Source organism: Shewanella sp. Arc9-LZ, from assembly GCF_010092445.1.
In the GTDB taxonomy this organism is placed as follows: domain Bacteria; phylum Pseudomonadota; class Gammaproteobacteria; order Enterobacterales; family Shewanellaceae; genus Shewanella.
Map to the genome: position 1 here is coordinate 4,887,446 of NZ_CP048031.1, position 23,586 is coordinate 4,911,031.

At 41.3% G+C, this 23,586-nt stretch carries 25 protein-coding genes; 2 read left to right on the top strand and 23 right to left on the bottom strand.

What is annotated here, in order from left to right; genetic code table 11:
* Positions 1-115: 115 nt before the first annotated feature.
* From glmU to mioC, 15 genes are all read right to left on the bottom strand, one after another.
* Positions 116-1,480, bottom strand: coding sequence for a bifunctional UDP-N-acetylglucosamine diphosphorylase/glucosamine-1-phosphate N-acetyltransferase GlmU (gene glmU / locus GUY17_RS20955; protein ID WP_162024238.1), 1,365 nt, complete (start codon positions 1,478-1,480; stop codon positions 116-118).
* Between the two features lie 148 nt (positions 1,481-1,628).
* Positions 1,629-2,057 (bottom strand): F0F1 ATP synthase subunit epsilon, encoded by a 429-nt coding sequence (locus tag GUY17_RS20960; protein WP_101087345.1) that lies wholly within the window; start codon positions 2,055-2,057, stop codon positions 1,629-1,631.
* Between the two features lie 36 nt (positions 2,058-2,093).
* Entirely contained in the window at positions 2,094-3,485 is a 1,392-nt protein-coding gene (atpD, locus tag GUY17_RS20965) for a F0F1 ATP synthase subunit beta (protein WP_101087346.1), read from the bottom strand.
* 35 nt (positions 3,486-3,520) lie between these two features.
* Entirely contained in the window at positions 3,521-4,381 is an 861-nt protein-coding gene (atpG, locus tag GUY17_RS20970) for a F0F1 ATP synthase subunit gamma (RefSeq protein WP_101087347.1), read from the bottom strand.
* Between the two features lie 53 nt (positions 4,382-4,434).
* Positions 4,435-5,976, bottom strand: coding sequence for a F0F1 ATP synthase subunit alpha (gene atpA, locus GUY17_RS20975; protein ID WP_101087348.1), 1,542 nt, complete (start codon positions 5,974-5,976; stop codon positions 4,435-4,437).
* Positions 5,977-5,990: 14 nt separating this feature from the next.
* Complete coding sequence (atpH, locus tag GUY17_RS20980) at positions 5,991-6,524, bottom strand: F0F1 ATP synthase subunit delta (RefSeq protein WP_101087349.1); 534 nt, start codon at positions 6,522-6,524, stop codon at positions 5,991-5,993.
* A 16-nt stretch (positions 6,525-6,540) separates the two neighbouring features.
* Entirely contained in the window at positions 6,541-7,011 is a 471-nt protein-coding gene (atpF, locus tag GUY17_RS20985) for a F0F1 ATP synthase subunit B (protein ID WP_101087350.1), read from the bottom strand.
* A 37-nt stretch (positions 7,012-7,048) separates the two neighbouring features.
* Complete coding sequence (gene atpE, locus GUY17_RS20990; protein WP_011639455.1) at positions 7,049-7,300, bottom strand: F0F1 ATP synthase subunit C; 252 nt, start codon at positions 7,298-7,300, stop codon at positions 7,049-7,051.
* Between the two features lie 65 nt (positions 7,301-7,365).
* Complete coding sequence (atpB, locus tag GUY17_RS20995) at positions 7,366-8,160, bottom strand: F0F1 ATP synthase subunit A (RefSeq protein WP_101087351.1); 795 nt, start codon at positions 8,158-8,160, stop codon at positions 7,366-7,368.
* Between the two features lie 12 nt (positions 8,161-8,172).
* Positions 8,173-8,556 carry an ATP synthase subunit I gene (locus tag GUY17_RS21000; RefSeq protein ID WP_162024436.1) on the bottom strand — a complete coding sequence of 128 codons (384 nt, stop codon included), beginning with the start codon at positions 8,554-8,556 and terminating at the stop codon, positions 8,173-8,175.
* Between the two features lie 225 nt (positions 8,557-8,781).
* Positions 8,782-9,663 carry a ParB/RepB/Spo0J family partition protein gene (locus GUY17_RS21005; RefSeq protein ID WP_101087352.1) on the bottom strand — a complete coding sequence of 294 codons (882 nt, stop codon included), beginning with the start codon at positions 9,661-9,663 and terminating at the stop codon, positions 8,782-8,784.
* Positions 9,664-9,672: 9 nt separating this feature from the next.
* Positions 9,673-10,461 carry a ParA family protein gene (locus GUY17_RS21010; RefSeq protein WP_101087353.1) on the bottom strand — a complete coding sequence of 263 codons (789 nt, stop codon included), beginning with the start codon at positions 10,459-10,461 and terminating at the stop codon, positions 9,673-9,675.
* A 62-nt stretch (positions 10,462-10,523) separates the two neighbouring features.
* Positions 10,524-11,144: a 16S rRNA (guanine(527)-N(7))-methyltransferase RsmG gene (gene rsmG / locus GUY17_RS21015; RefSeq protein ID WP_101087354.1), complete on the bottom strand. Its 621-nt coding sequence runs from the start codon at positions 11,142-11,144 to the stop codon at positions 10,524-10,526.
* A 112-nt stretch (positions 11,145-11,256) separates the two neighbouring features.
* Complete coding sequence (gene mnmG / locus GUY17_RS21020; RefSeq protein ID WP_162024239.1) at positions 11,257-13,146, bottom strand: tRNA uridine-5-carboxymethylaminomethyl(34) synthesis enzyme MnmG; 1,890 nt, start codon at positions 13,144-13,146, stop codon at positions 11,257-11,259.
* A gap of 471 nt (positions 13,147-13,617) precedes the next feature.
* The gene (gene mioC, locus GUY17_RS21025; RefSeq protein WP_162024240.1) at positions 13,618-14,058 is read right to left on the bottom strand and encodes an FMN-binding protein MioC; all 441 of its coding nucleotides are present in this window, start codon (positions 14,056-14,058) and stop codon (positions 13,618-13,620) included.
* Positions 14,059-14,227: 169 nt separating this feature from the next.
* Here mioC and GUY17_RS21030 point away from each other — a divergent pair, with 169 nt between their 5' ends.
* Positions 14,228-15,541: a sodium:alanine symporter family protein gene (locus GUY17_RS21030; protein ID WP_254439842.1), complete on the top strand. Its 1,314-nt coding sequence runs from the start codon at positions 14,228-14,230 to the stop codon at positions 15,539-15,541.
* 96 nt (positions 15,542-15,637) lie between these two features.
* Here the strand turns inward: GUY17_RS21030 and fghA are convergent, their stop codons facing one another.
* Together fghA and GUY17_RS21040 are read right to left on the bottom strand one after the other, a co-directional pair.
* Positions 15,638-16,486, bottom strand: coding sequence for an S-formylglutathione hydrolase (fghA, locus tag GUY17_RS21035; RefSeq protein WP_162024242.1), 849 nt, complete (start codon positions 16,484-16,486; stop codon positions 15,638-15,640).
* Between the two features lie 73 nt (positions 16,487-16,559).
* Entirely contained in the window at positions 16,560-17,690 is a 1,131-nt protein-coding gene (locus GUY17_RS21040; RefSeq protein ID WP_011639464.1) for an S-(hydroxymethyl)glutathione dehydrogenase/class III alcohol dehydrogenase, read from the bottom strand.
* A gap of 141 nt (positions 17,691-17,831) precedes the next feature.
* On the opposite strand from GUY17_RS21040, the gene GUY17_RS21045 reads away from it, so the two are divergent.
* Positions 17,832-18,698 (top strand): LysR substrate-binding domain-containing protein, encoded by an 867-nt coding sequence (locus tag GUY17_RS21045; protein WP_059746112.1) that lies wholly within the window; start codon positions 17,832-17,834, stop codon positions 18,696-18,698.
* Here GUY17_RS21045 and GUY17_RS21050 read toward each other — a convergent pair whose 3' ends face one another.
* The 6 genes from GUY17_RS21050 to rpmH all read right to left on the bottom strand — a co-directional run bounded on the left by GUY17_RS21050 (position 18,699) and on the right by rpmH (position 23,141).
* The gene (locus GUY17_RS21050; protein WP_101087360.1) at positions 18,699-19,313 is read right to left on the bottom strand and encodes a PolC-type DNA polymerase III; all 615 of its coding nucleotides are present in this window, start codon (positions 19,311-19,313) and stop codon (positions 18,699-18,701) included.
* A gap of 25 nt (positions 19,314-19,338) precedes the next feature.
* Positions 19,339-20,700, bottom strand: a complete 1,362-nt coding sequence (gene mnmE, locus GUY17_RS21055) for a tRNA uridine-5-carboxymethylaminomethyl(34) synthesis GTPase MnmE (RefSeq protein WP_101087361.1) — start codon at positions 20,698-20,700, stop codon at positions 19,339-19,341.
* Between the two features lie 81 nt (positions 20,701-20,781).
* Positions 20,782-22,410 carry a membrane protein insertase YidC gene (yidC, locus tag GUY17_RS21060; RefSeq protein ID WP_162024243.1) on the bottom strand — a complete coding sequence of 543 codons (1,629 nt, stop codon included), beginning with the start codon at positions 22,408-22,410 and terminating at the stop codon, positions 20,782-20,784.
* Between the two features lie 3 nt (positions 22,411-22,413).
* Positions 22,414-22,668, bottom strand: a complete 255-nt coding sequence (gene yidD / locus GUY17_RS21065) for a membrane protein insertion efficiency factor YidD (RefSeq protein WP_011639469.1) — start codon at positions 22,666-22,668, stop codon at positions 22,414-22,416.
* The gene (gene rnpA, locus GUY17_RS21070; protein ID WP_011639470.1) at positions 22,635-22,991 is read right to left on the bottom strand and encodes a ribonuclease P protein component; all 357 of its coding nucleotides are present in this window, start codon (positions 22,989-22,991) and stop codon (positions 22,635-22,637) included. Before rnpA ends, yidD begins: the two co-directional genes overlap by 34 nt.
* Positions 22,992-23,003: 12 nt before the next feature.
* Positions 23,004-23,141: a 50S ribosomal protein L34 gene (gene rpmH, locus GUY17_RS21075; RefSeq protein ID WP_006083827.1), complete on the bottom strand. Its 138-nt coding sequence runs from the start codon at positions 23,139-23,141 to the stop codon at positions 23,004-23,006.
* Between the last annotated feature and the right edge of the window lie 445 nt (positions 23,142-23,586).

The window sequence follows — 23,586 nt, forward strand, 5'->3', positions numbered from 1 at the left end:
ATATTTTAGCACCAAATGAAACTTTATCTAGATCTTATCGCTCAAAAATTGAAATAAAAGTACAAAAAAAGCCTCTGACATATGCAGAGGCTTTTAGATTTTAGAATATTAAAGCTTATTTTTTTATTTTAACTGGACGTTGCCAACCGGTAATATGACGCTGTTTAACGCGTGTAATCACCAGTTCATTTTCAGCAACATCTTTGGTTATAGTTGAGCCGGCACCTAACGTGGCATTTTTGCCTATGGTAACAGGCGCAACTAACTGGGTATCACTACCGACGAATACACCATCCTCAATAGTAGTAATAAACTTATTGGCACCGTCATAGTTACAGGTAATCGTACCAGCACCGATATTAACGCCTGCGCCAATTTGTGCATCGCCTAAATAAGCCAAGTGGCCTGCTTTTGAACCTTTACCTAATACACTCTTTTTAATTTCAACAAAGTTGCCTATATGAGCATCTTCTTTAAGCTCTGCCCCTGGGCGTAAGCGAGCAAAAGGTCCTGCGCTCGCAGCTTGTCCAAGCTTAGCGCCTTCAACGATAGTATAAGGTTTAATTTCGGCATTATCGGCAATGTCGCAATCAATCAAAATAGCACCAGCACCAATTGTGACGTTATTACCTAAGGTCACTTGACCTTGAAAAATAACGTTAACATCAATCATCACATCCATACCAACAGTCACGTTACCGCGAATATCAATACGGGCAGGGTCGCGTAAATTAGCGCCTTCAAGCATCATTTTTTCAGCAGCTCGAGCTTGGTAAGCTCGCTCTAACTGCGCAAGTTGTACGCGGTTATTAGCACCTTCAACTTCAATAGCTGATTGTGGTTGTGAGGTAGTAATTTCAACACCATCGGCATTAGCCATGGCGATAATGTCAGTTAAATAGTATTCGCCTTGAGCATTATTATTAGATAAACGATTTAACCATGCTTTTAACTGTTTACCGGGTACCGCCATAATGCCGGTATTCACTTCGTTAATAGCTAACTGCTCAGCATTAGCATCTTTTTGTTCAATAATTCCGACTACTTTACCCTGTTCACGAACTATACGACCGTAACCTGTTGGATTAGGTAAATAGACCGTTAAGATAGCAAGACCATTAGCAGGACGAACGGCCAATAAAGCTTCTAAGGTCGATTGTTGAATTAGTGGCACATCACCATAAAGAATCAATACCGTGTCGTCGTCGTTAATATTTGGATTAGCTTGGGCAACGGCATGGCCAGTTCCCAGTTGCTCTGCTTGCAATACCCAATTTAATGCTTGCTCACCTAAAGCCGCTTGTAATTTATCTGCACCATAGCCATACACTAATTGAATAGCCGATGACCCTAAAGAATTGGCAGTATCAATAACGTGTTGCACCATACTTTTATGGGCAATGGGATGCAGCACTTTAGGCAGATCTGAGCGCATCCGAGTTCCTTTTCCTGCAGCTAAGATCACAACATTTAACGACATTGAGCATTCCTTTAATGAACAGATAGAGATTTGCAGACATTTTAGCGGAATACGAACCAAAGTGAAAATAAAGGCGCTAAGTTAGCCAGTAATAGGCAATAAAAAAGGCGACTCTTACGAGTCGCCTTTTAAGCGTCAAATAATCAGATTATCTGGTGATATTTTTCTTGATGCATTCAACAACACGTAATTGAGCCATAGATTTGGCTAATTCGATTGCAGCAGCTTCATAATTGAAGTCAGTGCCGGCATTAGCAATTGCTTGCTCTGCACGTTCTTTGGCTTCTAAAGCAGCTTTCTCATCAATATCATCGGCACGTAATGCTACATCAGCAAGCACTGAAATTGCAGTAGGTTGTACTTCAAGTAAACCACCTGATAAATACAACACTTCTTCACTGCCATCTTGCTTGATAAAGCGCGCCATACCAGGCTTGATTTTTGTCAGTAACGCAACATGGTTAGGCATAATACCTAACTCACCTTCAGCACCATTAACTTCTAAAAAGCTAACTTGGCCATGGAAGATGCTGTTTTCGGCACTAACAATATCAAGTTGGACTGTTTTGGCTGCCATCAAGTTCTCCTTAAAGAACTAAGCTTTACGGCCTAGTTATTTCTTTTTGTTAGCTTTTTCGACAGCTTCATCGATTGAGCCAACCATGTAGAACGCTTGCTCTGGGATGTGATCGAACTCACCTTCCAAGATACCCTTGAAGCCACGAATTGTGTCTTTAAGAGAAACGTACTTACCTGGAGAACCAGTGAAGACTTCTGCTACGAAGAAAGGTTGAGATAAGAAACGCTCAATCTTACGTGCTCGGAATACCATGGTTTTGTCATCATCTGACAATTCATCCATACCCAAGATAGCAATAATGTCTTTCAGCTCTTTATAACGCTGTAATACAGTTTGTACACCGTTTGCAACATCATAATGCTCTTGGCCAACAACCTGTGGATCTAACTGACGTGAAGTCGAATCCAATGGGTCAACCGCTGGGTAAATACCCAAAGATGCAATTTGACGAGACAATACAACAGTCGCATCTAAGTGAGCGAAGGTTGTTGCTGGTGACGGATCAGTTAAGTCATCCGCAGGTACATATACTGCTTGTACAGAAGTAATCGAACCAGACTTAGTTGAAGTGATACGTTCTTGAAGAACACCCATCTCTTCAGCTAGTGTTGGCTGATAACCTACTGCAGAAGGCATACGACCTAGTAGTGCAGATACTTCAGTACCCGCTAAGGTGTAACGGTAAATGTTGTCCACGAACAACAATACGTCACGACCTTCGTCACGGAACTTTTCAGCGATACTCAGGCCAGTTAACGCTACGCGTAAACGGTTACCTGGAGGCTCGTTCATCTGACCATAAACCATGGCTACTTTGTCTAATACGCCTGAATCTTCCATCTCGTAGTAGAAGTCGTTACCCTCACGGGTACGCTCACCAACACCAGCGAAAACAGAAAGACCAGAGTGAGCTTTAGCGATGTTGTTAATCAGTTCCATCATGTTGACTGTTTTACCAACACCAGCACCACCGAACAGACCGACTTTACCACCTTTAGCGAAAGGACAAACAAGGTCGATAACCTTGATACCCGTCTCTAATAGCTCAGTTGAATTTGACTGATCTTCGTATGAAGGGGCTGCACGGTGAATAACATAACGCTCTTCTTCACCAATAGGACCCGCTTCATCGATAGGCTCACCCAATACGTTCATAATACGGCCAAGGGTTGCAACCCCTACCGGAACAGTAATTGGTGAACCTGAGTTTGCTACCTCTAGACCACGACGCAGACCATCAGAAGAACCCATAGCGATGGTACGAACAACACCACCACCTAGTTGCTGCTGAACTTCCAGCACCAAACCATTACAGGCGCCTTCACCAGTGATCTTCAGAGCGTCATATACTCGAGGTACAGAATCTTGTGGAAACTCTACGTCCACAACCGCGCCAATTACTTGGACAACAGTACCTGTGCTCATGATTAATCCTCTAAACTTGATTTCGTTACCTAAACCTAAACCGCTGCAGCGCCTGATACAATTTCCGACAGTTCTTGCGTAATCGCAGCCTGACGGGCCTTGTTATAGACGAGTTGCAAATCATCGATCATTTCGCCAGCGTTGTCTGTTGCCGCCTTCATAGCTACCATACGGGCAGCTTGTTCAGAGGCAATATTCTCAACAACACCTTGATATACTTGAGACTCTACATAACGAGTTAACAATAAGTCCAAAACTTCTTTTGGATCTGGCTCGTAAATATAATCCCAAGGATAACTAGCTACTTCTTCATCTGACTTAGGTAAAGGTAGCAGCTGTTCGATCACCGGAGTCTGGGTCATTGTATTAACAAACTTGTTAAACACAATGTACAGACGATCCAATTTACCTTCGTTGTAAGCTTTTAACATGACACGTACTGTGCCAATCAAATCAACAAGTTTTGGCGCATCGCCTAAACCTGATGCATGGGCGGAAACTTCACCACCAAAGCTTTTAAAAAACTGAACAGAACGGGCACCAATTGGGCAAAACTCAACGTCTGCACCTTGTTCTTTCCATTTTTTAACGTCTGACACAACCTTTTTAAAGAGGTTGACGTTCAAACCACCACAAAGGCCACGGTCGGTTGCTACAACAATGTAACCAACCCGCTTGGCATCTCTCACCTCTAAATAGGGGTGTTTATACTCGAGAGTACCTTGCGCTACGTGACCGATCACCTTACGCATATTTTCTGCATATGGACGGCTAGCTGCCATGCGTTCCTGCGCTCTGCGCATTTTGCTGGCGGCAACCATTTCCATAGCGGAAGTGATCTTCTGAGTATTTTTAACACTCGCGATCTTGGTTTTAATCTCTTTAGCGCTGGCCATCTCTACTCTCCAATCTGGGACCTGAGGTGCCTAATGACACCCCGTGTTCATTATTACCAGGTTTGGGTTTCAATGAACTTGTCCATGCCTGCCTTTAACTCACCTTCGATATCAGCGTTATAATCGCCAGTAGCATTGATGGTGTTCATTAGGTCAGCATGTTGACTGTTCATGTATGAAAGCAGAGAGGCCTCGAAGCGACCGATTTCATTTAAAGCAACACCTTTAAGGTAGCCTTTTTCAGCTGCGAAAATAGACACAGACTGGGCAGCAACGCTCATAGGAGCATATTGCTTTTGCTTCATTAATTCGGTTACACGCTCACCATGCTCAAGTTGAGCACGAGTTGCATCATCTAAATCAGACGCAAACTGTGAGAACGCAGCAAGCTCTCGATACTGTGCAAGTGCAGTACGAATACCGCCAGACAGTTTCTTGATGATTTTAGTCTGCGCAGCACCACCAACACGAGAAACTGAAATACCTGGGTTAACTGCTGGACGTAGTCCAGAGTTAAACAAATCAGTCTCAAGGAAGATTTGACCATCTGTAATAGAAATTACGTTAGTCGGTACGAACGCTGATACATCACCAGCTTGGGTTTCAATAATAGGCAAAGCGGTTAACGAACCGGTTTTACCTGTTACTGCACCTTTAGTGAACTTTTCTACATAATTCACGTTTACGCGTGAAGCACGCTCTAATAAACGAGAGTGTAGATAAAAAACATCACCTGGGTATGCTTCACGTCCTGGTGGACGCTTTAATAGTAGTGAAATTTGACGATAAGCAACTGCTTGCTTAGACAAATCATCATATACGATTAAAGAATCTTCACCGCGGTCACGGAAGTATTCACCCATAGAACAACCAGAATATGGCGCTAAATATTGTAGTGCGGCAGCTTCAGAAGCTGAGGCAACAACAACAATAGTGTTAGCTAATGCACCATGTTCTTCAAGCTTGCGTACTACGTTAGCGATGGTAGAAGCTTTCTGACCAATAGCTACATAGACACACTTAATACCTGACTCTTTCTGGTTGATAATTGCATCGATTGCCATCGCTGTTTTACCAGTCTGACGGTCACCAATAATCAATTCACGTTGACCACGACCAATAGGGATCATGGCATCAACGGCTTTATAACCAGTTTGAATTGGTTGTGATACTGACTTACGTTCAATAACACCTGGGGCAATCACTTCAACAGGAGAGAAACCATCGTTGTCGATAGGTCCTTTTCCGTCAATAGGCTCACCTAGAGTGTTAACAACGCGGCCAAGTAGACCACGACCCACCGGTACTTCAAGAATACGACCAGTGGTTCTTACTTTATCGCCTTCTGCTAAATTAGCATAAGGCCCCATTACTACGGCGCCGACAGAATCACGTTCTAAATTCAACGCGATTGCAAAACAGCCACCAGGCAGTTCGATCATTTCACCTTGCATTACATCGGCTAGGCCGTTAATGCGAATGATGCCGTCACTTACTGCAACGATTGTACCTTCGTTGCGAGCTTCACTAACGACGTCGAACTGCTGGATCCGCTGCTTAATCAGATCGCTGATTTCAGTGGAATTCAGTTGCATGCTCAAACTCCCAATTACGACTGCAGCTTTTCAGACAAACGCGATAACTTACCGCTTACCGAGCCATCAATGACTAGGTCGCCTGATTTAATAATTACACCGCCAATAAGCGATGCGTCGATGCTGCAATTCAGCTTAACTTTGCGTGCGAGACGTTTCTCTAAAGAAACACTAATTTGCTGCTGTTGCTCAGAGCTTAGCTCAGTAGCAGAAACCACATCGGCTTCAACTTCTTTTGCCCACTCATTACGGTATTCAGCAAAAAGTAGCGATACTGTTGACAGTATCCCTAAACGACCGTTTTCAGCCATTACCTTTATCAGGTTTTGACCTTGCTCATTGACTTGCTCACCGCATACTTTTATAAAAAGTGAGGCAAGTTGTGTACTCGCGAGAGTACCATTAAGCAGTGGCTTTATTGATTCGTTTTCACTTACCAATGAAGCGAAAGTTAACATTTCTGTCCAACTTTCTACTGCTTTATGCTCAACAGCAAAATCAAAAGCTGCCTTTGCGTAAGGGCGAGCGATGGTGCTTAATTCAGCCATAACTCAACTCCCTTAATCAAATTTCAGCAACAAGTTTATTAACTATGTCACTGTGGGCTTCTGGATCTATCACGCGTTCAAGAATTTTCTCTGCACCAGCGATAGCTAGTAGAGCAACTTGCTTACGCAAATCATCTTTCACGCGATTACGTTCGTTTTCAATTTCTGCTTGACCCTGGGCGATAATTTTAGCTCGCTCAGTTTGCGCTTCAACTTTAGCTTCTTCAACGATTTGAGCCTTACGCTTATTAGCTTGCTCAATAATTTCGTTGGCAGTTACTTTTGCTTCTTTTAGTTGCTCAGTAGCTTTAATTTGTGCTAACTCTAGATCTTTTGCTGCACGGCCGGCATCAGCCAGACCATCAGCAATTTTCTTCTGGCGTTCTTCGATGGCATTCATCAACGGAGGCCATACAAACTTCATGCAAAACCACACGAAGAGAATAAAGGCAACCGTCTGACCGAATAGGGTAGCGTTGAAATTCACAACAGCCTCCTAGTTAGATTAAAGACAGAAGCGTTAGTTAAAGCATTGCACCCAATGGGTTAGTAAATAGCATAAATAGCGCAATACCTACACCAATCATAGTTACGGCATCTAGAAGACCCGCTACGATGAACATTTTAACTTGTAACATAGGCGCCATTTCTGGCTGACGAGCTGCACCTTCTAAAAACTTTCCACCTAAAAGGCCGAAACCAATAGCTGTTCCTAATGCACCCATACCAATGAGTAGAGCAACAGCAATTGCCGTCATTCCTAATACAGTTTCCATATCTATCTCCAATATTCTAAATCGTTGTTATTAATGATTTAGGTCAAAAAAATTTTCGGTTACCCTTAGTGATCTTCATGCGCCATGCTTAAATAAACAATGGTCAACATCATGAAAATAAATGCTTGTAAAGTAATAACTAAAATATGGAAAATTAACCAACCTAGTTGTAATCCTACACCTAGAGCAGATAACGCCACGTTAGAACCGTACATCAATGCAATAAGGATAAATATCAACTCACCAGCGTACAAGTTACCAAATAGTCGTAGAGCCAATGAAATCGGCTTCGCAACTAAAGTTACTGTTTCTAATAATAAGTTGACGGGTATCATTGCCCAATGGTTAAAAGGCTGAAATGTTAGTTCTTTAACAAAACCTGAAACACCTTTGACTTTAATGCTGTAATAAATAATCAGCACAAACACACCAAGAGCTAAGCTGAAGGTAATGTTAACGTCTGTAGTCGGGACAACTTTTAGGTATGGAACACCAGCTAATAAAGCCAGTGAAGGTAACCAATCGACTGGGATCATATCCATGAAGTTCATCATGAAAATCCAGACGAAAATTGTCAGAGCTAAAGGCGCAATAACAGGATTGCGGCCGTGAAAAGTTTCTTTCACACTGCTATCAACGAACTCAACAATCATCTCGACAAAACATTGAAATTTGCCAGGAACGCCTGTGGTCGCTTTTTTGCCGGCACGGTAAAACAGCCATAAGAACAACATTCCAAGCCCAACCGAAAAGAGCAACGAATCAATGTTCCAAGTCCAAAATCCTTCACCAACTGTTAGATTGGTAAGGTGATGTTGGATATAGCTCTGCTGTGTCATTTCTTCACCAGTTGCAGACATGATTCATCCCACTTAACTTTGCTTGAAATATAAAGGTGCTATCCAATGTACAACTAACACTAATGAGTAACAGGTAAAAAGCGGCATAAATCCAACTTTTATATTGATAAACACTAACGAAAATAATGCAATGGTTAATAGCATCTTTACCGCTTCCCCCCAGTAAAAGCTTTTAATCACTTTTGCTGCAGAGCTTGCCCCACTATGTGAGAAAGCTAGGGTTGCGAATACAAAATTAGGAAGTACAGCAATTACGCCACCTGCTAGCGCAGATAGGCCATACTGTGCTCCCCACATAACGAAAAATAGTGTTGAAATAATACACGCGACTGTCGCTTGTACCAGCACTAATTTATAGGCTGTTAACCTGCCACGACGCGCTAAAACATTACCCAACTTCATATCTCCGCATTATTGCCTTTCGCGGTCCTAATGTTAAATTTAATATATTAAACTAGCCTTAAGATTCAAAAAGCCTGCAAAGTATACCTTTTCGCGCTTTGTTTGCAACTTTGATGATAGTAAAACAACGATTTTACGCACGATTCAGCGCTAAATAATCAAAAACTAAAATTAGAGCTATGTCACAAACTTACTAATGAAATTGGTTTGTTGCACATTTCAGCGGATTTTACTTAAAATTCCGTCTAATTCAGCTAGATTCTGGTAATTTATTACAATTTTGCCTTTACCTTTACTGCCATGATTGATGGCAACCTTGGCACCGAGTCTTTCAATTAACTCTTGTTCTAAACGACTAACATCATGATCTTTAGCTGGTGTTTCGGCGTCTTTAGCCGGATTTAGGGCTTTATTAACTAATCGTTCAGTTTCTCGAACAGTCATTTCTTTTGAGGCCACTAATCGAGCTAAATTAGTCTGTTCATCGCCTTCTACCGCCAATAAAGCCCGCGCGTGGCCCATGTCGATATCACCATTTTCCAACAAACGTTTAACAGGCTCATTAAGGCTATTTAAACGCAATAAATTAGAAACACTAACACGGGATTTACCAACTGCATCAGCCACTTGTTGATGAGTTAATTCAAATTCTTCTAATAATCGTTGCAAGGCAATGGCTTCTTCCATTGCATTTAAATCTTCACGTTGAATATTCTCAATTAGCGCGATAGCGACCGCAGCATCATCAGCTACTTGCTTTACAATACACGGTACTTTATCAAGTTTGGCTAGTTGAGCGGCACGCCAACGACGTTCACCGGCAATAATTTCATAATTAGTTGCAGATATTTTACGAATAATAATAGGTTGTATAACACCTTGAGCACGAATTGATTCAGCTAGCTCTTCTAGTGCTTCTGGCGACATATCTTTACGTGGTTGATATTTACCTGGTTGTAATAAATCAAGATCAAGGTGTAGTAAGTCATTTAACGTTGCAGATTGCTGCTCTTCTACTTGATCATTTTTACGACTAGCAGTATTACTATGGCTTAATAAGGCATCCAAGCCTTTACCTAAACCGCGTTTTTTTATGGTCATTTTTGTATCCTACGCTTGTTTTGGTTGAGTTTGCTGTTCTGCACGACGGATTATTTCACCAGCCAGGGCTAAATAGGCTTTGGCTCCGGCACTTGATTTGTCGTAATACATGGCAGGTGCACCAAAACTAGGTGCTTCAGCTAAACGAACATTTCGCGGTATGACAGTGCGATACACTTTCTCACCAAAATGCTGTTTGAGTTGATCAGATACATCATTAGATAAACGATTACGCGGATCATACATAGTCCGCAAAATGCCTTCTATGCTTAATGTAGGGTTAACCATGGCGCCTAGCTTGGTAATAGTGTCAATTAACGCCGTTAAGCCTTCTAAGGCATAATATTCGCATTGCATTGGCACAAGTACAGAATCAGCAGCCGACATGGCATTTACAGTTAACATATTGAGTGATGGAGGGCAGTCAATAAAGATAAAGTCATAATCATCTTTGATCGGTGCTAATGCGTTGCGTAAACGGATCTCACGCGCATAAAATTCCATTAATTTAATTTCAGCAGCAGTGACATCACCATTACCCGCGATCAAATCATATTTACCTATGGTATTTTTAATGACTATTTCGGCAAAGGGTTTTTCTTCGACTAATAATTCATAAGCGGTGTTATCGACTTCATATTTATCGACACCACTGCCCATAGTCGCATTACCTTGAGGATCTAAATCGATCAACAACACTTTACGCTTTGTGGCGGCAAGTGATGCGGCTAAATTAACGCAAGTTGTTGTTTTTCCAACGCCACCTTTCTGGTTGGCTACGGCAATGATTTTACCCACAATGTCATCCTGTCTTAAAGTTATTGATGTCCGGTTAGCTTAATTAGCGAAAGAAATGCGAGTTATTGCTTAGCAATTTTTAATAAATGTCGCTGTTCATCTAACGTTGGTACATGCAATACAATGGTTTCTACCAACAAAAATCCTGTTGGCATATCTTGTAATTCTTGCTGATTTAACTGGCCTTTTAACGCATAAAAAGTGCCTTTCTCTGTCGGTAAATGATGACACCAACTGAGCATATCTTGAATAGATGCAAATGCTCGACTTAACACACCATCAAATTTAATCTCTGGGTTATAAGCTTCAACACGGCTTTCTACCGAGGTAATATTATTAATTTTTAATTCAAATTGAACCTGTTTTTGAAAACGGATCCGTTTACCTAAACTGTCTAACAACACAAACTGCTTATCTGGATTCATAATCGCTAATGGGATCCCGGGTAAACCAGGGCCAGTTCCCACATCGATAAAACGTTGTCCTTCAAGATAAGGAGAAACGGTTAAACTGTCCATAACATGACGGATTAACATTTGCTCAGGATCACGAACGGCGGTGAGATTATAAGCCTTATTCCATTTATCAAGCATTTCAACAAAACCTATTAATTGTTTTTGTTGTAATTCAGTGGCCGACATATTCATTTCAGCTAAATAGGTTTTAAGTTGGGCAGATAACACAGAAAGCCTCGTAGGTTGCATGATAAAGACGGCAGTTATTATGAAGCCGTAAAAGCACTAAGGGAAGCCTTATGGCTTCCCTTGTGGTATTGAGTTGAAAAAATAACTATATTTATGCGATTTTTCGCAATAAACCTCGTTTTTTCAAATGTACTAGCAAAATTGAGATCGCTGCAGGAGTAATGCCTGAGATCCGTGATGCTTGTCCAACTGTGTCAGGTTTATGATTATTGAGTTTTGCGATCACTTCATTTGATAAACCTGGCACTTCTTGATAATCCAGATCAAGTGGCAATAATGAGTTTTCATGACGGATAGCTTTATCAATTTCATCTTGCTGACGCTGAATGTAACCAGAGTACTTAACTTGAATTTGTACTTGTTCAGCTGCTTGTTGATCTTCAAGTCCAGGACCAAAACCCTCTAATGACATAAGCTTTGCATAATCCATTTCAGGACGGCGTAGCAAGTCTTCAAATGATGCTTCACGTGAAATAGGGGTGTTTAATTGTGGATTAAGTACCCCTAATAAAGCTGAATTTGGGTGAACCCATTGGCTGCGCAAGCGCTGAAGTTCTAATTCGATCGATTCTCTTTTGGCAATAAATGATTCCCATCGCTTATCATCAACTAAGCCTAATTCACGGCCTTTTTCAGTCAAACGTAAATCGGCATTATCTTCACGAAGTAATAAACGATATTCCGCACGGCTGGTAAACATGCGGTATGGTTCTTTTGTACCTAAGGTTGATAAATCGTCAACTAAAACACCTAAATAAGCTTCATCACGACGAGGACACCAAGCTGCTTTGCCTTGAACTTGCAGTGATGCATTCATTCCAGCAAGTAAACCTTGAGCTCCGGCCTCTTCATAACCAGTAGTACCGTTAATTTGACCAGCGAAATAAAGTCCTTCGATGGCTTTAGTTTCTAATGAGTTTTTAAGATCACGTGGATCAAAGTAATCATATTCAATAGCATAGCCAGGACGCATAATTTCAGCGTTTTCCATGCCTTTAATTGAACGGACTAAATTTAACTGTACGTCAAATGGTAAACTGGTTGAGATACCGTTTGGATAAATTTCATTAGTGCTTAGGCCTTCAGGCTCAATAAATATCTGATGTGATGATTTATCTGCAAAACGGTGGATCTTGTCTTCGATAGACGGACAATAACGCGGTCCAATCCCTTCTATAACACCTGAATACATAGGGCTACGATCAAGTCCTCCACGAATAATATCGTGGGTTTTCTCATTGGTATGAGTGATAAAACATGAAACTTGTCTTGGATGCTGACTAACATCACCAACAAATGACATTACTGGCAGTGGTGTGTCACCTTTTTGCTCAGTCATTTGTGTAAAATCAATGGTATTAGTATCGATACGTGGTGGTGTCCCAGTTTTTAAACGGCCAACACGGATATTTAATTCACGTAATCTATTAGCTAATGCAATTGCCGGTGGATCACCTGCGCGACCACCACTGTAATTCTGCATACCAATATGGATTTTACCACTTAAGAATGTACCCGTTGTTAACACAATTGCTGGTGCTTCGAAAGCTAAACCCATTTGTGTTACTACACCAACAACTTTATCGCTTTCAACAACTAAGTCATCAACAGCCTGTTGGAATATACGTAAATTAGGTTGGTTTTGTAATATATGTTGGATTTTTTGACGATACAGCGCTCTGTCTGCCTGGGCACGTGTTGCACGAACGGCAGGACCTTTGCTTGAATTTAATGTTCTAAATTGAATACCTGCAAAGTCAGTGGCGGTTGCCATTGCTCCACCTAAGGCGTCAATTTCTTTTACCAAGTGGCCTTTACCAATCCCGCCTATAGCAGGATTACAAGACATTTGGCCAAGTGTGTCGATGTTATGGGTCAACAATAATGTTTTTGAGCCCATTCTTGCAGCTGCAAGTGCTGCTTCAGTTCCGGCATGACCACCACCAACAACAATTACATCAAACCGTTCATGAAAATGCATTATCTGACCTTTGATAGCTAAGAAAGTTAAATTCGAATTTATTCTTTTTTCGATTGGATCATTTTAGCACTTGCTTGTCTGAACGTGAACGATCATTTTTCATTGATTGATCAAGATGCGGTTTGCTTAATAGATCTTAAGATCTTTATATAGATCTTTTTATTATGTTTATTATTAGGATCGGACTTTTCTGTTGATAACTTTTATTTCTGTTTAAAATCATACGGTAAAGTTAAAACTAACCTGTGATCTGATCGCGATCAAACTCAAGATAACATGGGGATAGATCGGGTAGTTATCCACAAGGGTGATCATTGAGCAGATCGGACTGTGAATAGTACAGAGTTATGATCGCTAAAAATAATAGCTTATCCACAAACTTATACTTATAAGTAATATATTGTGGATAAGTATGATCTAATCTGTGAGTTGATCACGATTTATGCAGACAATGATCGGATATCTATATGCTTAGATAAGATGTTGCCATTGCAATAACCACGCTAGAGCAGGTTCTTCTGGTATTGGGTCTCGTTGCACATCGATTTGGATCTTATCCACAATGGCTTTAGATCCATTTTGCAAAAGTAGTGCGGTTATTTTTTCTGGCCCTTGGCAGAAAGTATCGTAACTAGAGTCACCAATTGCACATAAAGCGAACTTTATATGGTTAAGATCGGGCATTTCGATCATTAATTGCTTATGAAATGGCACTATGTTGTCGGGAAGATCGCCTGCTCCATGAGTAGAACATACAAGGATCCACACTGAAAAATCTGCTAATTCATCTATATTAGGCTCAATAAATACCTTTGTTTGATGGTTTAACTCATCAAGTTGAGCTGCCATTTCATCGGCAACATATTCTGAACCGCCTAATGTTGTGCCTACTAATAATGCTACTTTTGCCATCTTGACTCCGAATTATTAAATTTATTCATCTATTTTACGCTTATTTTTCATTGCGCTGTGCGAGTAATATCAGTATTTTCTTAATTACTATTTAACAATAAAACAACAGGTTTTAATGAATCTTGCTGATATTACTAAACAGCTAGCTGACCTTGCATGGGGTCCTCACATGCTTATTTTACTCGTTGGCGGTGGCTTATTCTTCCTTATTTATTCTCGTTTTGTGCCTTTTAGGTACATAGGTCACGCTATTAATGTCGTGAGAGGTAAATATCCTGATGATGGCGCCGAAGGGCATATCAGCCATGCTGGGGCGTTATCCAGTGCTATGGCCGGTACCGTGGGAATGGGAAATATTGGTAGTGTTGCTGTGGCTATTATGGTCGGTGGTCCGGGAGCTATTTTCTGGATGTGGATCAGCGCTATTGTTGGTATGGCGACCAAGTTTTTTACTTGTACTTTGGCTATTATGTATCGTGGTAAAGATGAAAATGGTGATGTACAGGGTGGCCCTATGTACATTATTACTCAAGGGTTAACTAAAAAATGGCATTTTTTAGCGGTATTTTTCTGTGTTGTTGGCTTAATTGGTAATTTCCCGCTGTTTAACTCAAATCAATTAGTACAGATAATCCGCGAGTGGTTATTTGTTAAACCGGGTCATTTTCCGGCGGATCAATCGACTTTTTGGCTTGATTTGAGTTTAGGGATAGTTGTTATGGTGATAGTGGCAAGCGTTATTCTTGGTGGAATTAAGCGTATTGCGACCGTAGCATCTAAAGTTGTGCCGATGATGATCTTAATTTACATGAGTTGTGCCGCTTATGTGATTGTGTCAAATATTGAGCAAGTACCTGGCTATTTTAGTCTTATTTTCACTGAAGCATTTTCGTTAAATTCGGTTGGCGGCGGAATTTTAGGGACAATGTTAATTGGTATTCGCCGAGCGGCATTTTCGAATGAGGCCGGAATTGGTACAGAGGTTATGGCTCATGGCAGTGCCAAAACTAATGAACCAGTAAAAGAAGGTTTAGTGGCCATGTTAGGCCCTGCTATTGATACATTATTAGTCTGCACTGCAACAGCGATGATTATTTTAATCTCGGGTGTGTGGCAAGGTACTGATGCTGAAGGGGTAAATTTATCGGCGCAGGCATTTGAAATTACGATGCCAGGTATTGGACCATATTTGCTTATTTTATGTGTGGTGTTTTTTAGTATTAGCACCATTTTTACTCAAGCATTCTATGGTGGCCAATGTTTTGCCTTTTTATTTGGTCGTAAACGTATTCGTTTTTATCAGTACTTTTATTTATTAGCTATTTTGTTTGCTGCGACAGCCAGCTTGCAAGAAATTGTGAATATTATTGATGCTGCTTATGCATTGATGGCGATACCGACGATGACGTCTGCTTTATTGTTAGCTCCTAAAGTTAGGGCTGCAGCAAAAGATTATTTCTCTCGGTTAGATGCTAATCGTTAACTGTAATGTATAAAAAAACGAGCCAAAATGGCTCGTTTTCATTTTTATTGATTCATTACAACTATCAAATATTGTATTTTATTTAAGTGCTAAGTGCTAAGTGCTAAGTGCTAAGTGCTTAGCATGAAAACGCAGATGGTCTTCAATAAACGTTGCGATAAAATAATAGCTGTGGTCATAACCTGGCTGCATTCTTAGTTCAAGCGGATAACCTTTGTCTTTAGCTACTTGAACTAAGGCTTGTGGTTTTAACTGCTCGTCTAAAAAGTTGTCATTACTGCCTTGATCCACCAGCGTGGGCACAAATTGTTGGCTATTGGCCATTAACTCGCAGCTATCGTATTGTTGCCATTGCTGCTGATCATCACCTAAATAACCACGGAATGCTTTGATGCCCCATGGGCAGTCCATTGGGTGACAAATAGGACTAAATGCTGACAGGCTGTTATATCTGTGCGGATTTTTTAATCCTATGGTTAACGCGCCATGTCCACCCATTGAGTGGCCGCTAATACTGCGTTGCTCTGTTACTGGGAAATGGGCTTCAATCAGTGCTGGCAATTCGTTTACCACATAATCATACATTTGGTAATGCTGACTAAAGGGTGGTTTGGTGGCATTTAGATAAAAGCCTGCACCTAAACCAAAGTCATAAGCGCCGTCGGTATCATCTGCAACACCTTCACCTCGAGGGCTGGTATCGGGTGCGACAATAGCCATGCCTAACTCTGCTGCTATGCGTTGTGCACCTGCTTTTTGCATAAAGTTTTCATCAGTACAGGTGAGCCCTGACAACCAATATAAAACCGGCACTTTTTGGCTTTCGGCTTGTGGCGGTAAGTAAATAGCAAACCGCATGGTGCAATTAAGCGTACTTGATTGATGACTGTATTGTTTATGCCAACCACCAAATGCTTTGGTACTGCTGATACTTTCAATGGTCATGATGTGTCCTTATTTGTCAAACCGCAGTTAAGTCGTTTTACACTTAACTGCATCTGTCATGATAAATTAAGTGTTACTTGGCAAAGTGGATCACGCTGCGAATACTTTCACCTTTGTGCATTAAATCAAATGCATCATTAATGCCTTCAATACCCATGGTGTGAGTTATAAAGTGGTCAAGTTTAAATTCGCCAGCTAGGTATTGCTCAACAATACCAGGTAATTCACTGCGTCCTTTAACGCCACCAAATGCACTGCCACGCCATACGCGACCAGTAACTAATTGGAATGGACGGGTTGATATTTCTTGGCCTGCACCTGCTACACCAATAATGACGGACTCGCCCCAACCTTTATGACAGCACTCTAATGCACTGCGCATTACATTGACGTTACCAATACATTCAAATGAGAAATCGACACCACCGTCGGTCATTTCTACAATCACTTCTTGAATCGGCTTATCAAAGTTTTTAGGGTTAATGCAGTCTGTTGCCCCTAACTTTTTGGCAAGTTCGAATTTAGATTCGTTAAGGTCAATACCAATAATTCGGCTGGCGCCAGCCATGGTGGCACCAATAATTGCCGATAGACCAATACCGCCTAAACCAAAAATAGCGACAGTATCACCTTTTTGAACTTTAGCTGTTTTCAATACAGCGCCCATGCCGGTGGTCACACCACAACCTAATAAACAGACTTCTTCTAAAGGCGCATCTTTACTGACTTTGGCTAATGATATTTCGGGTAATACGGTGTACTCAGAAAATGTTGAACAGCCCATGTAGTGAAAAATTGGCTCACCATCTTTAAAGAAACGCGTGGTGCCGTCTGGCATTAATCCTTTTCCTTGAGTTTCACGTACTGCACTACAAAGATTAGTTTTACCAGAAGTACAGAATTTACATACTCCACATTCTGCTGTGTATAACGGAATAACATGATCGCCGACTTGTACGCTAGTAACGCCTTCACCTACCATGTGAACAATACCGCCACCTTCATGACCAAGAATCGCTGGGAATACCCCTTCAGGATCATCACCTGAAAGCGTGAAAGCATCAGTATGACAAACACCAGATGCCACAATACGTACCATGACTTCACCTGCTTTTGGGTACATGACGTCGACTTCTTCTACCGATAGTGGTTGGCCAGGTCCCCAAGCAATAGCGGCTTTTGATTTAATAAATTGTGCTGACATAAATGATTTCCTTAACATTAACGACCATGGTCAACATGGTTAAGAGGTATTACTACAGTGTAGTGTATTTAGCCATTGTATTTGTTTATCATAGAATGATAATTAGCTTATTTTGCAAATGACTTTTACGAGAATGTAATAATGATGAAGTGGGAAGGCATTTTTGAATTTGTGGCGGTGGCCGAAACGGACAGTTTTACTGTGGCTGGCAAGCGTTTGAGTATTTCTACCGCGCAAGTGAGTCGACAAATTAGTCAGCTTGAAAACCGTTTAAACACCAAATTATTTTATCGCACCACTCGTAAAGTATCGTTAACCGAAGAAGGTACGGTTTATTATCAGCATTGTCGCCAGGTATTAAACAGTCTTGATGAAGCAGAACGCGCTATTTCAAGTTTAAAAGATAAGCCACAAGGACTTATTAGAATTACTGCACCAGTGACTTACGGTGAAAAGTTTATCATGCCGATAGTGATTGATTTTATGCAGCAATATCCTGACATTGAAGTTATTTGTGAGCTGACTAATCAGCAACTTGACTTAGTGGATGGTGGTTATGACTTGGCGATTAGGTTAGGGCGGTTAACTAATTCTACTATGATGGCAAAGCGGCTTACGAGTCGAAGTCAATATGTGTGCGCAGCCCCGAGTTATATCGCTAAATACGGTACGCCTTATGCGTTATCGGAGTTAAGTCAGCATAATTGTTTAATCGGCAGTCAGTCACATTGGCATTTTGTTGAGCAAGGTAAACCTAAGACGGTAAAAGTGCATGGGTCTTTAGCTTGTAGCAGTGGTTTGAGTTTATTGAATGCAGCTATATGTGGTTTGGGGATTGTGCAGTTACCAGGATATTACGTCAATGATGCTATAGCAGAGGGGCAGTTAGTGGTATTGCTTGCTCCTTTTCAACAACCTAAAGAAGGTATTTGGGCTTTGTATCCGCATAATCGCCATTTATCACCCAAAGTCAGATTGCTGGTCGATAAGTTATCGCAAGAGTTGTAACTAGCTCATCGTTCGCAAATAACGCGCAATTTGCGCTTTTGGTAGGCTGGATATTTTATTGATCATATCAATGGTAATCGCTTGCTTGGGCAGCTGTAGTTGTAATAGATCTATTTGATGTAACCATAAATGGCTGGTCATGGTGGCATCGGCTAAAGCGCGGTGAAACACACCATCGTTAGGTAACTGGTGATGATCTACAAGCGTGCCAAGCTTATGGTTGGGGGCATCTTGGCTTATCCGCCTTGATAATAATAACGAGCAAGCAAACTGACCAGTGTAATACAGTTTGCTATGGCTAAACTCAGCATCGAGAAACTTTTTATCAAAGCTGGCATTGTGTGCCACCAAATTAAAACCATCAATAAACTTAGCAAACTGCCCCATGACTTGTTTGGACGCAGGGGCATGTTTAAGCATATCGTTACTAATACCAGTGTATTGCTCAATAAAACTATTGACTCGCCGACCAGGATTAATCAATTCCTGAAAAGTATCGACTATTTGACCATTAACTAACTTAACCGCACCAATTTCTATGGCTCGGTCACCGTTATCTGGTGATAATCCTGTGGTTTCAAAGTCGAGTATCACGACGTGATTGGCGAGTTTCATCAATTTACACCTATTTACCGATACACTATTTACCAATACAGAATGAGCCAAAAATCTTGCCCAATAGATCATCTGAGGTGAATTTACCGGTGATCTCAGATAAGGCCATTTGTGTCATGCGCAGTTCTTCTGCCAGTAACTCTCCAGCTAAATACACTTCAAGTTGTTCTTTACCCAGTTGTAAGTGATTTGCAGCAAGATCGAGTGCTTCTAAATGGCGGCGGCGGGCAATAAAACCACCTTCTAAGTTACTTTGGTAACCCATTAATGATTTGAGGTGTTGCTTTAACTCATCAACCCCTAAACCTGTTTTAGCTGATATCCTATAAACGCTGTAACCTTGCTCTTCGGTGTTATTTAAGGTTTCACCGGTTAGGTCAGCTTTATTACGTATCACTGTCACTCCCAGCTTTGCTGGTAGACGGTCGATAAAGTCAGGCCAAATTTCGTGCGGATCTATGGCGTCAGTTGTGGTGCCATCGACCATAAACAAGACTCTATCGGCACTGGCTATTTCTGCCCATGCGCGTTCGATACCTATTTGTTCAACAGTGTCTAGAGTGTCTCGTAACCCTGCCGTATCGATAATGTGCAGCGGCATACCGTCTAAGTGGATGTGCTCGCGTAGTACGTCGCGAGTTGTGCCTGCTATTTCAGTCACAATTGCCGATTCTTTACCGGCTAATGCATTGAGTAAGCTTGATTTACCAGCATTAGGACGGCCGGCAATCACAACTTTCATTCCTTCACGGATGATTGAACCTTGTTTGGCGCTGGCTTGCACTGTGTCTAGCTTATCGATGATTTTATATAAGGCGTTGGCAATTTTACCATCGGATAGAAAGTCGACTTCCTCATCTGGGAAATCAATCGCTGCTTCTACATATAAACGCAGGTTGGTGACTTGGTCGACAAGCTCATGAACTTCTTTTGAGAATTCACCTTGTAGTGATTGCAAGGCACTTTTTGCTGCTTGTTCACTGGTGGCGTCAATTAAGTCAGCAATCGCTTCTGCTTGAGTTAAGTCGAGTTTATCGTTCATAAAGGCTTGTTCGCTAAATTCACCTGGTCTAGCAATACGAATACCGTCTATTTCCATCACTCGCTTAATTAGCATGTCGAGTACTATTTGACCGCCATGGCCTTGCAGTTCTAGGACATCTTCGCCGGTAAATGAATTTGGTCCTTTAAAAAATAGCGCAATCCCTTGATCAATCACCTGACCGTCAGCATTGTTAAAGTCACAATATTCTGCGTAACGCGTTTTGGGTATGTGGCCAATAATCGCTGTCGCGACATTAGTGGCTAAATCACCAGAAATACGAATGATGCCTACGCCACCTCGTCCAGGGGCGGTGGCTTGTGCCACAATAGTGTCTGTTGTCACGGTATTACCTATAAAATTGATAAAGGAAAAGGCGGCTAATCAGCCGCCTTTTTAATCAGTTATACAACATTGAGCTTAGGCTTATTTTATGCCATTTTTCTCAAGGCCAGCATAAATAATTTTCTGCTGTGTGATTGCAACTAAGTTACCCACTAGCCAGTAAAGTACTAGACCTGCTGGGAACCATAAGAAGAATACGGTAAAGATAACTGGCATCCACTGCATCATTTTTACTTGCATTGGATCCATTGTTGGCGCTACCGGTTGCATTTTCTGCATCAAGAACATTGATAAGCCCATTAACAATGGCAATACATAGTATGGATCTTGGACCGATAAATCATTAATCCAAAGCATGAATGGCGCGTGGCGTAATTCATAGCTTTCTAGTAGTACCCAATATAGTGCAATGAAGATTGGCATTTGTAACAGAATAGGTAAGCAACCGCCCATAGGGTTTACTTTCTCTTTCTTATACAGCTCCATCATAGCTTGACCCATCTTTTGACGGTCATCACCAAAGCGTTCTTTCATCTCTGCCAATTTAGGCTGTAGATTACGCATTTTGGCCATAGAGGTATATTGCTTTTTAGTCAGCGGATATAGACCACCACGGACGGTGAGAGTGATCAAAATAATAGCCACACCCCAATTGCCCACAAATGATTGATAGAACATCAATAACCAATGGATTGGAATCGCTAACCACCATAAGAAACCGTAATCAACAACCAAGTTTAAGGTTTCAGAAATAGCTGAAAGCTCTTTTTGGTTTTTAGGGCCAACATAAAACTGCGAGCTAATTTCTTGAGTTGCGCCAGGAGCAATATCATATACCGCACCACGGAAACCAATATTAGCCATTCCACCAGCACTCATACTTGAGAAAATGGTGTTTGAATCTGTTGCTGGCGGCACCCAAGCTGACACAAAGTAATGTTGTAGCATTGCTGCCCAACCACCCTGTGTTACTTTAGCAAGATTTTTGTCAGCCATATCGTCAAAGTTATATTTCTCATAACGAGTATCTTGAGCCGAGAAAGCACCACCACGATAGGTTGGCATCATCATGCTGCTTTCAGATTCTTTAATCGTTTGCTTAATTTGACCATACATTTGCACTTGTAACGGTGCAGCCGAAGTATTGTTGATGCTGTAATCTACGCCGACATCATATTGACCACGGGTGAACGTAAAGGTTTTTACGTAGGTGACACCGTTGTCTGCTGTATAAGTAAATGGCACGGTTAATGTGTCTTTACCCTCAGCTAAAGAATATGAATTGGTTTGAACACTATAAGCAGCTCGACCATTGGCACTACTATCAATACCATCACGACCAATAAGTCCGCTTTGGGCGATATAAGTGAAATTGTTCTTTTGTTCTAAAATGACAAATGGGTCACTACTGTCAATTTCGCGTTTATGTTCCACTAATGCGGCATAAACTATGTCACCACCAATCGGGCTGATTTTAATATCAAGCTGATCAGTTTTAACGCTAATAAGGTTTTTATTTGCAGGTAATTCTATTGGTTCCCCAGAGATATCTGCTTCTGGAACGTCAGCACTGTGTTGTGAGGCGGCGTTAGTTTGGCTAACAGTTTGAGCTGTTGCCGGTTTTGGTGCTTTATCTGTTTGCCATTGTTGCCACATTAAAAAGCTGACAAACAGCAGACCGATTAGCAATATATTGCGTTGAGATTCCATAGCCTATTTATTACACCTGTCATTTTTAGGGGGGACGGGATCACTACCGCCGGGATGTAAAGGGTGACATTTTAATATGCGTTTCATTGCAAACCAACTACCTTTCACTGTTCCATGTGTTTTTATTGCTTCGATAGCATAATAAGAACAAGTTGGATTGAACCGACACCGCGGTCCCAATAAAGGGCTGATAAGAATTTGGTAACCACGGATAACCGTAGTTGCTAGCCATTGTAACGGCGACTGAGTTTGCGCCATAGCTTTTCTATTAATTTGTGTAGTTCTGCATTTTCCATTTCCATCACGCCATTTCTGACTAATACAACGATATCTATATCTGGGATGTCGTGTTGATGTAAACGAAAACTATCTCTTATCACACGTTTAATACGATTACGTTGGTTTGCACGTTTAACAAAACGTTTGGCCACAGTTAATCCTAAACGAGGATGTTGCTCTGAATTTGGAATTGCGAGCAGAGTTATTTCAGCAGAGGATGCTTTGATTGGATTGGAGAATACAGATTTAAATTGCGCGGGAGTTAACAAACGTAACTCCCGCGAAAAGGTATAGCTAGTCACCTAGTTATCTACTTACGCAGATAAACGAGCGCGACCTTTCGCACGGCGACGTGCAAGGACCTTACGGCCGCCTACAGTAGCCATACGAGCGCGGAAGCCGTGAGAACGCTTGCGCTTCAGGTTGCTAGGTTGAAAAGTACGTTTACTCATGATGGCAATCCGTCTTTGTTAGTGAATTTACCTTATCTCCAACATTAGAGGTAAGGGCAAAAAAGAGGCCGAATTGTAATCACTTTAAGTAGCCTCGTCAATAACGAAAGTACTTATATGACAAATTTCTGCCAATCTTTATTTGAAGCTACTATCGATTAAGCACCAGAAGATGTGGATAAGTCTGTGTACAGACACTATATCTTGTGGATCTTTCGTTGTTTCAGTAGATCAAAGAAATGCTATTATAGATCAAGGTGGATCGGTTAATAAAGCTGGATTTGCTTGAATCTTGCAATTAATGGATCGATTTTGATCTTCGCTGATCTCAGATATATACACAGAATGATCCCGCTGGGGATAATTCTTCTTTAAAGGATAGCGATCATTGTGATCTCCCTATAGAATACACCTCCTTTGATTAAAGATATTTGGGGATAAATAA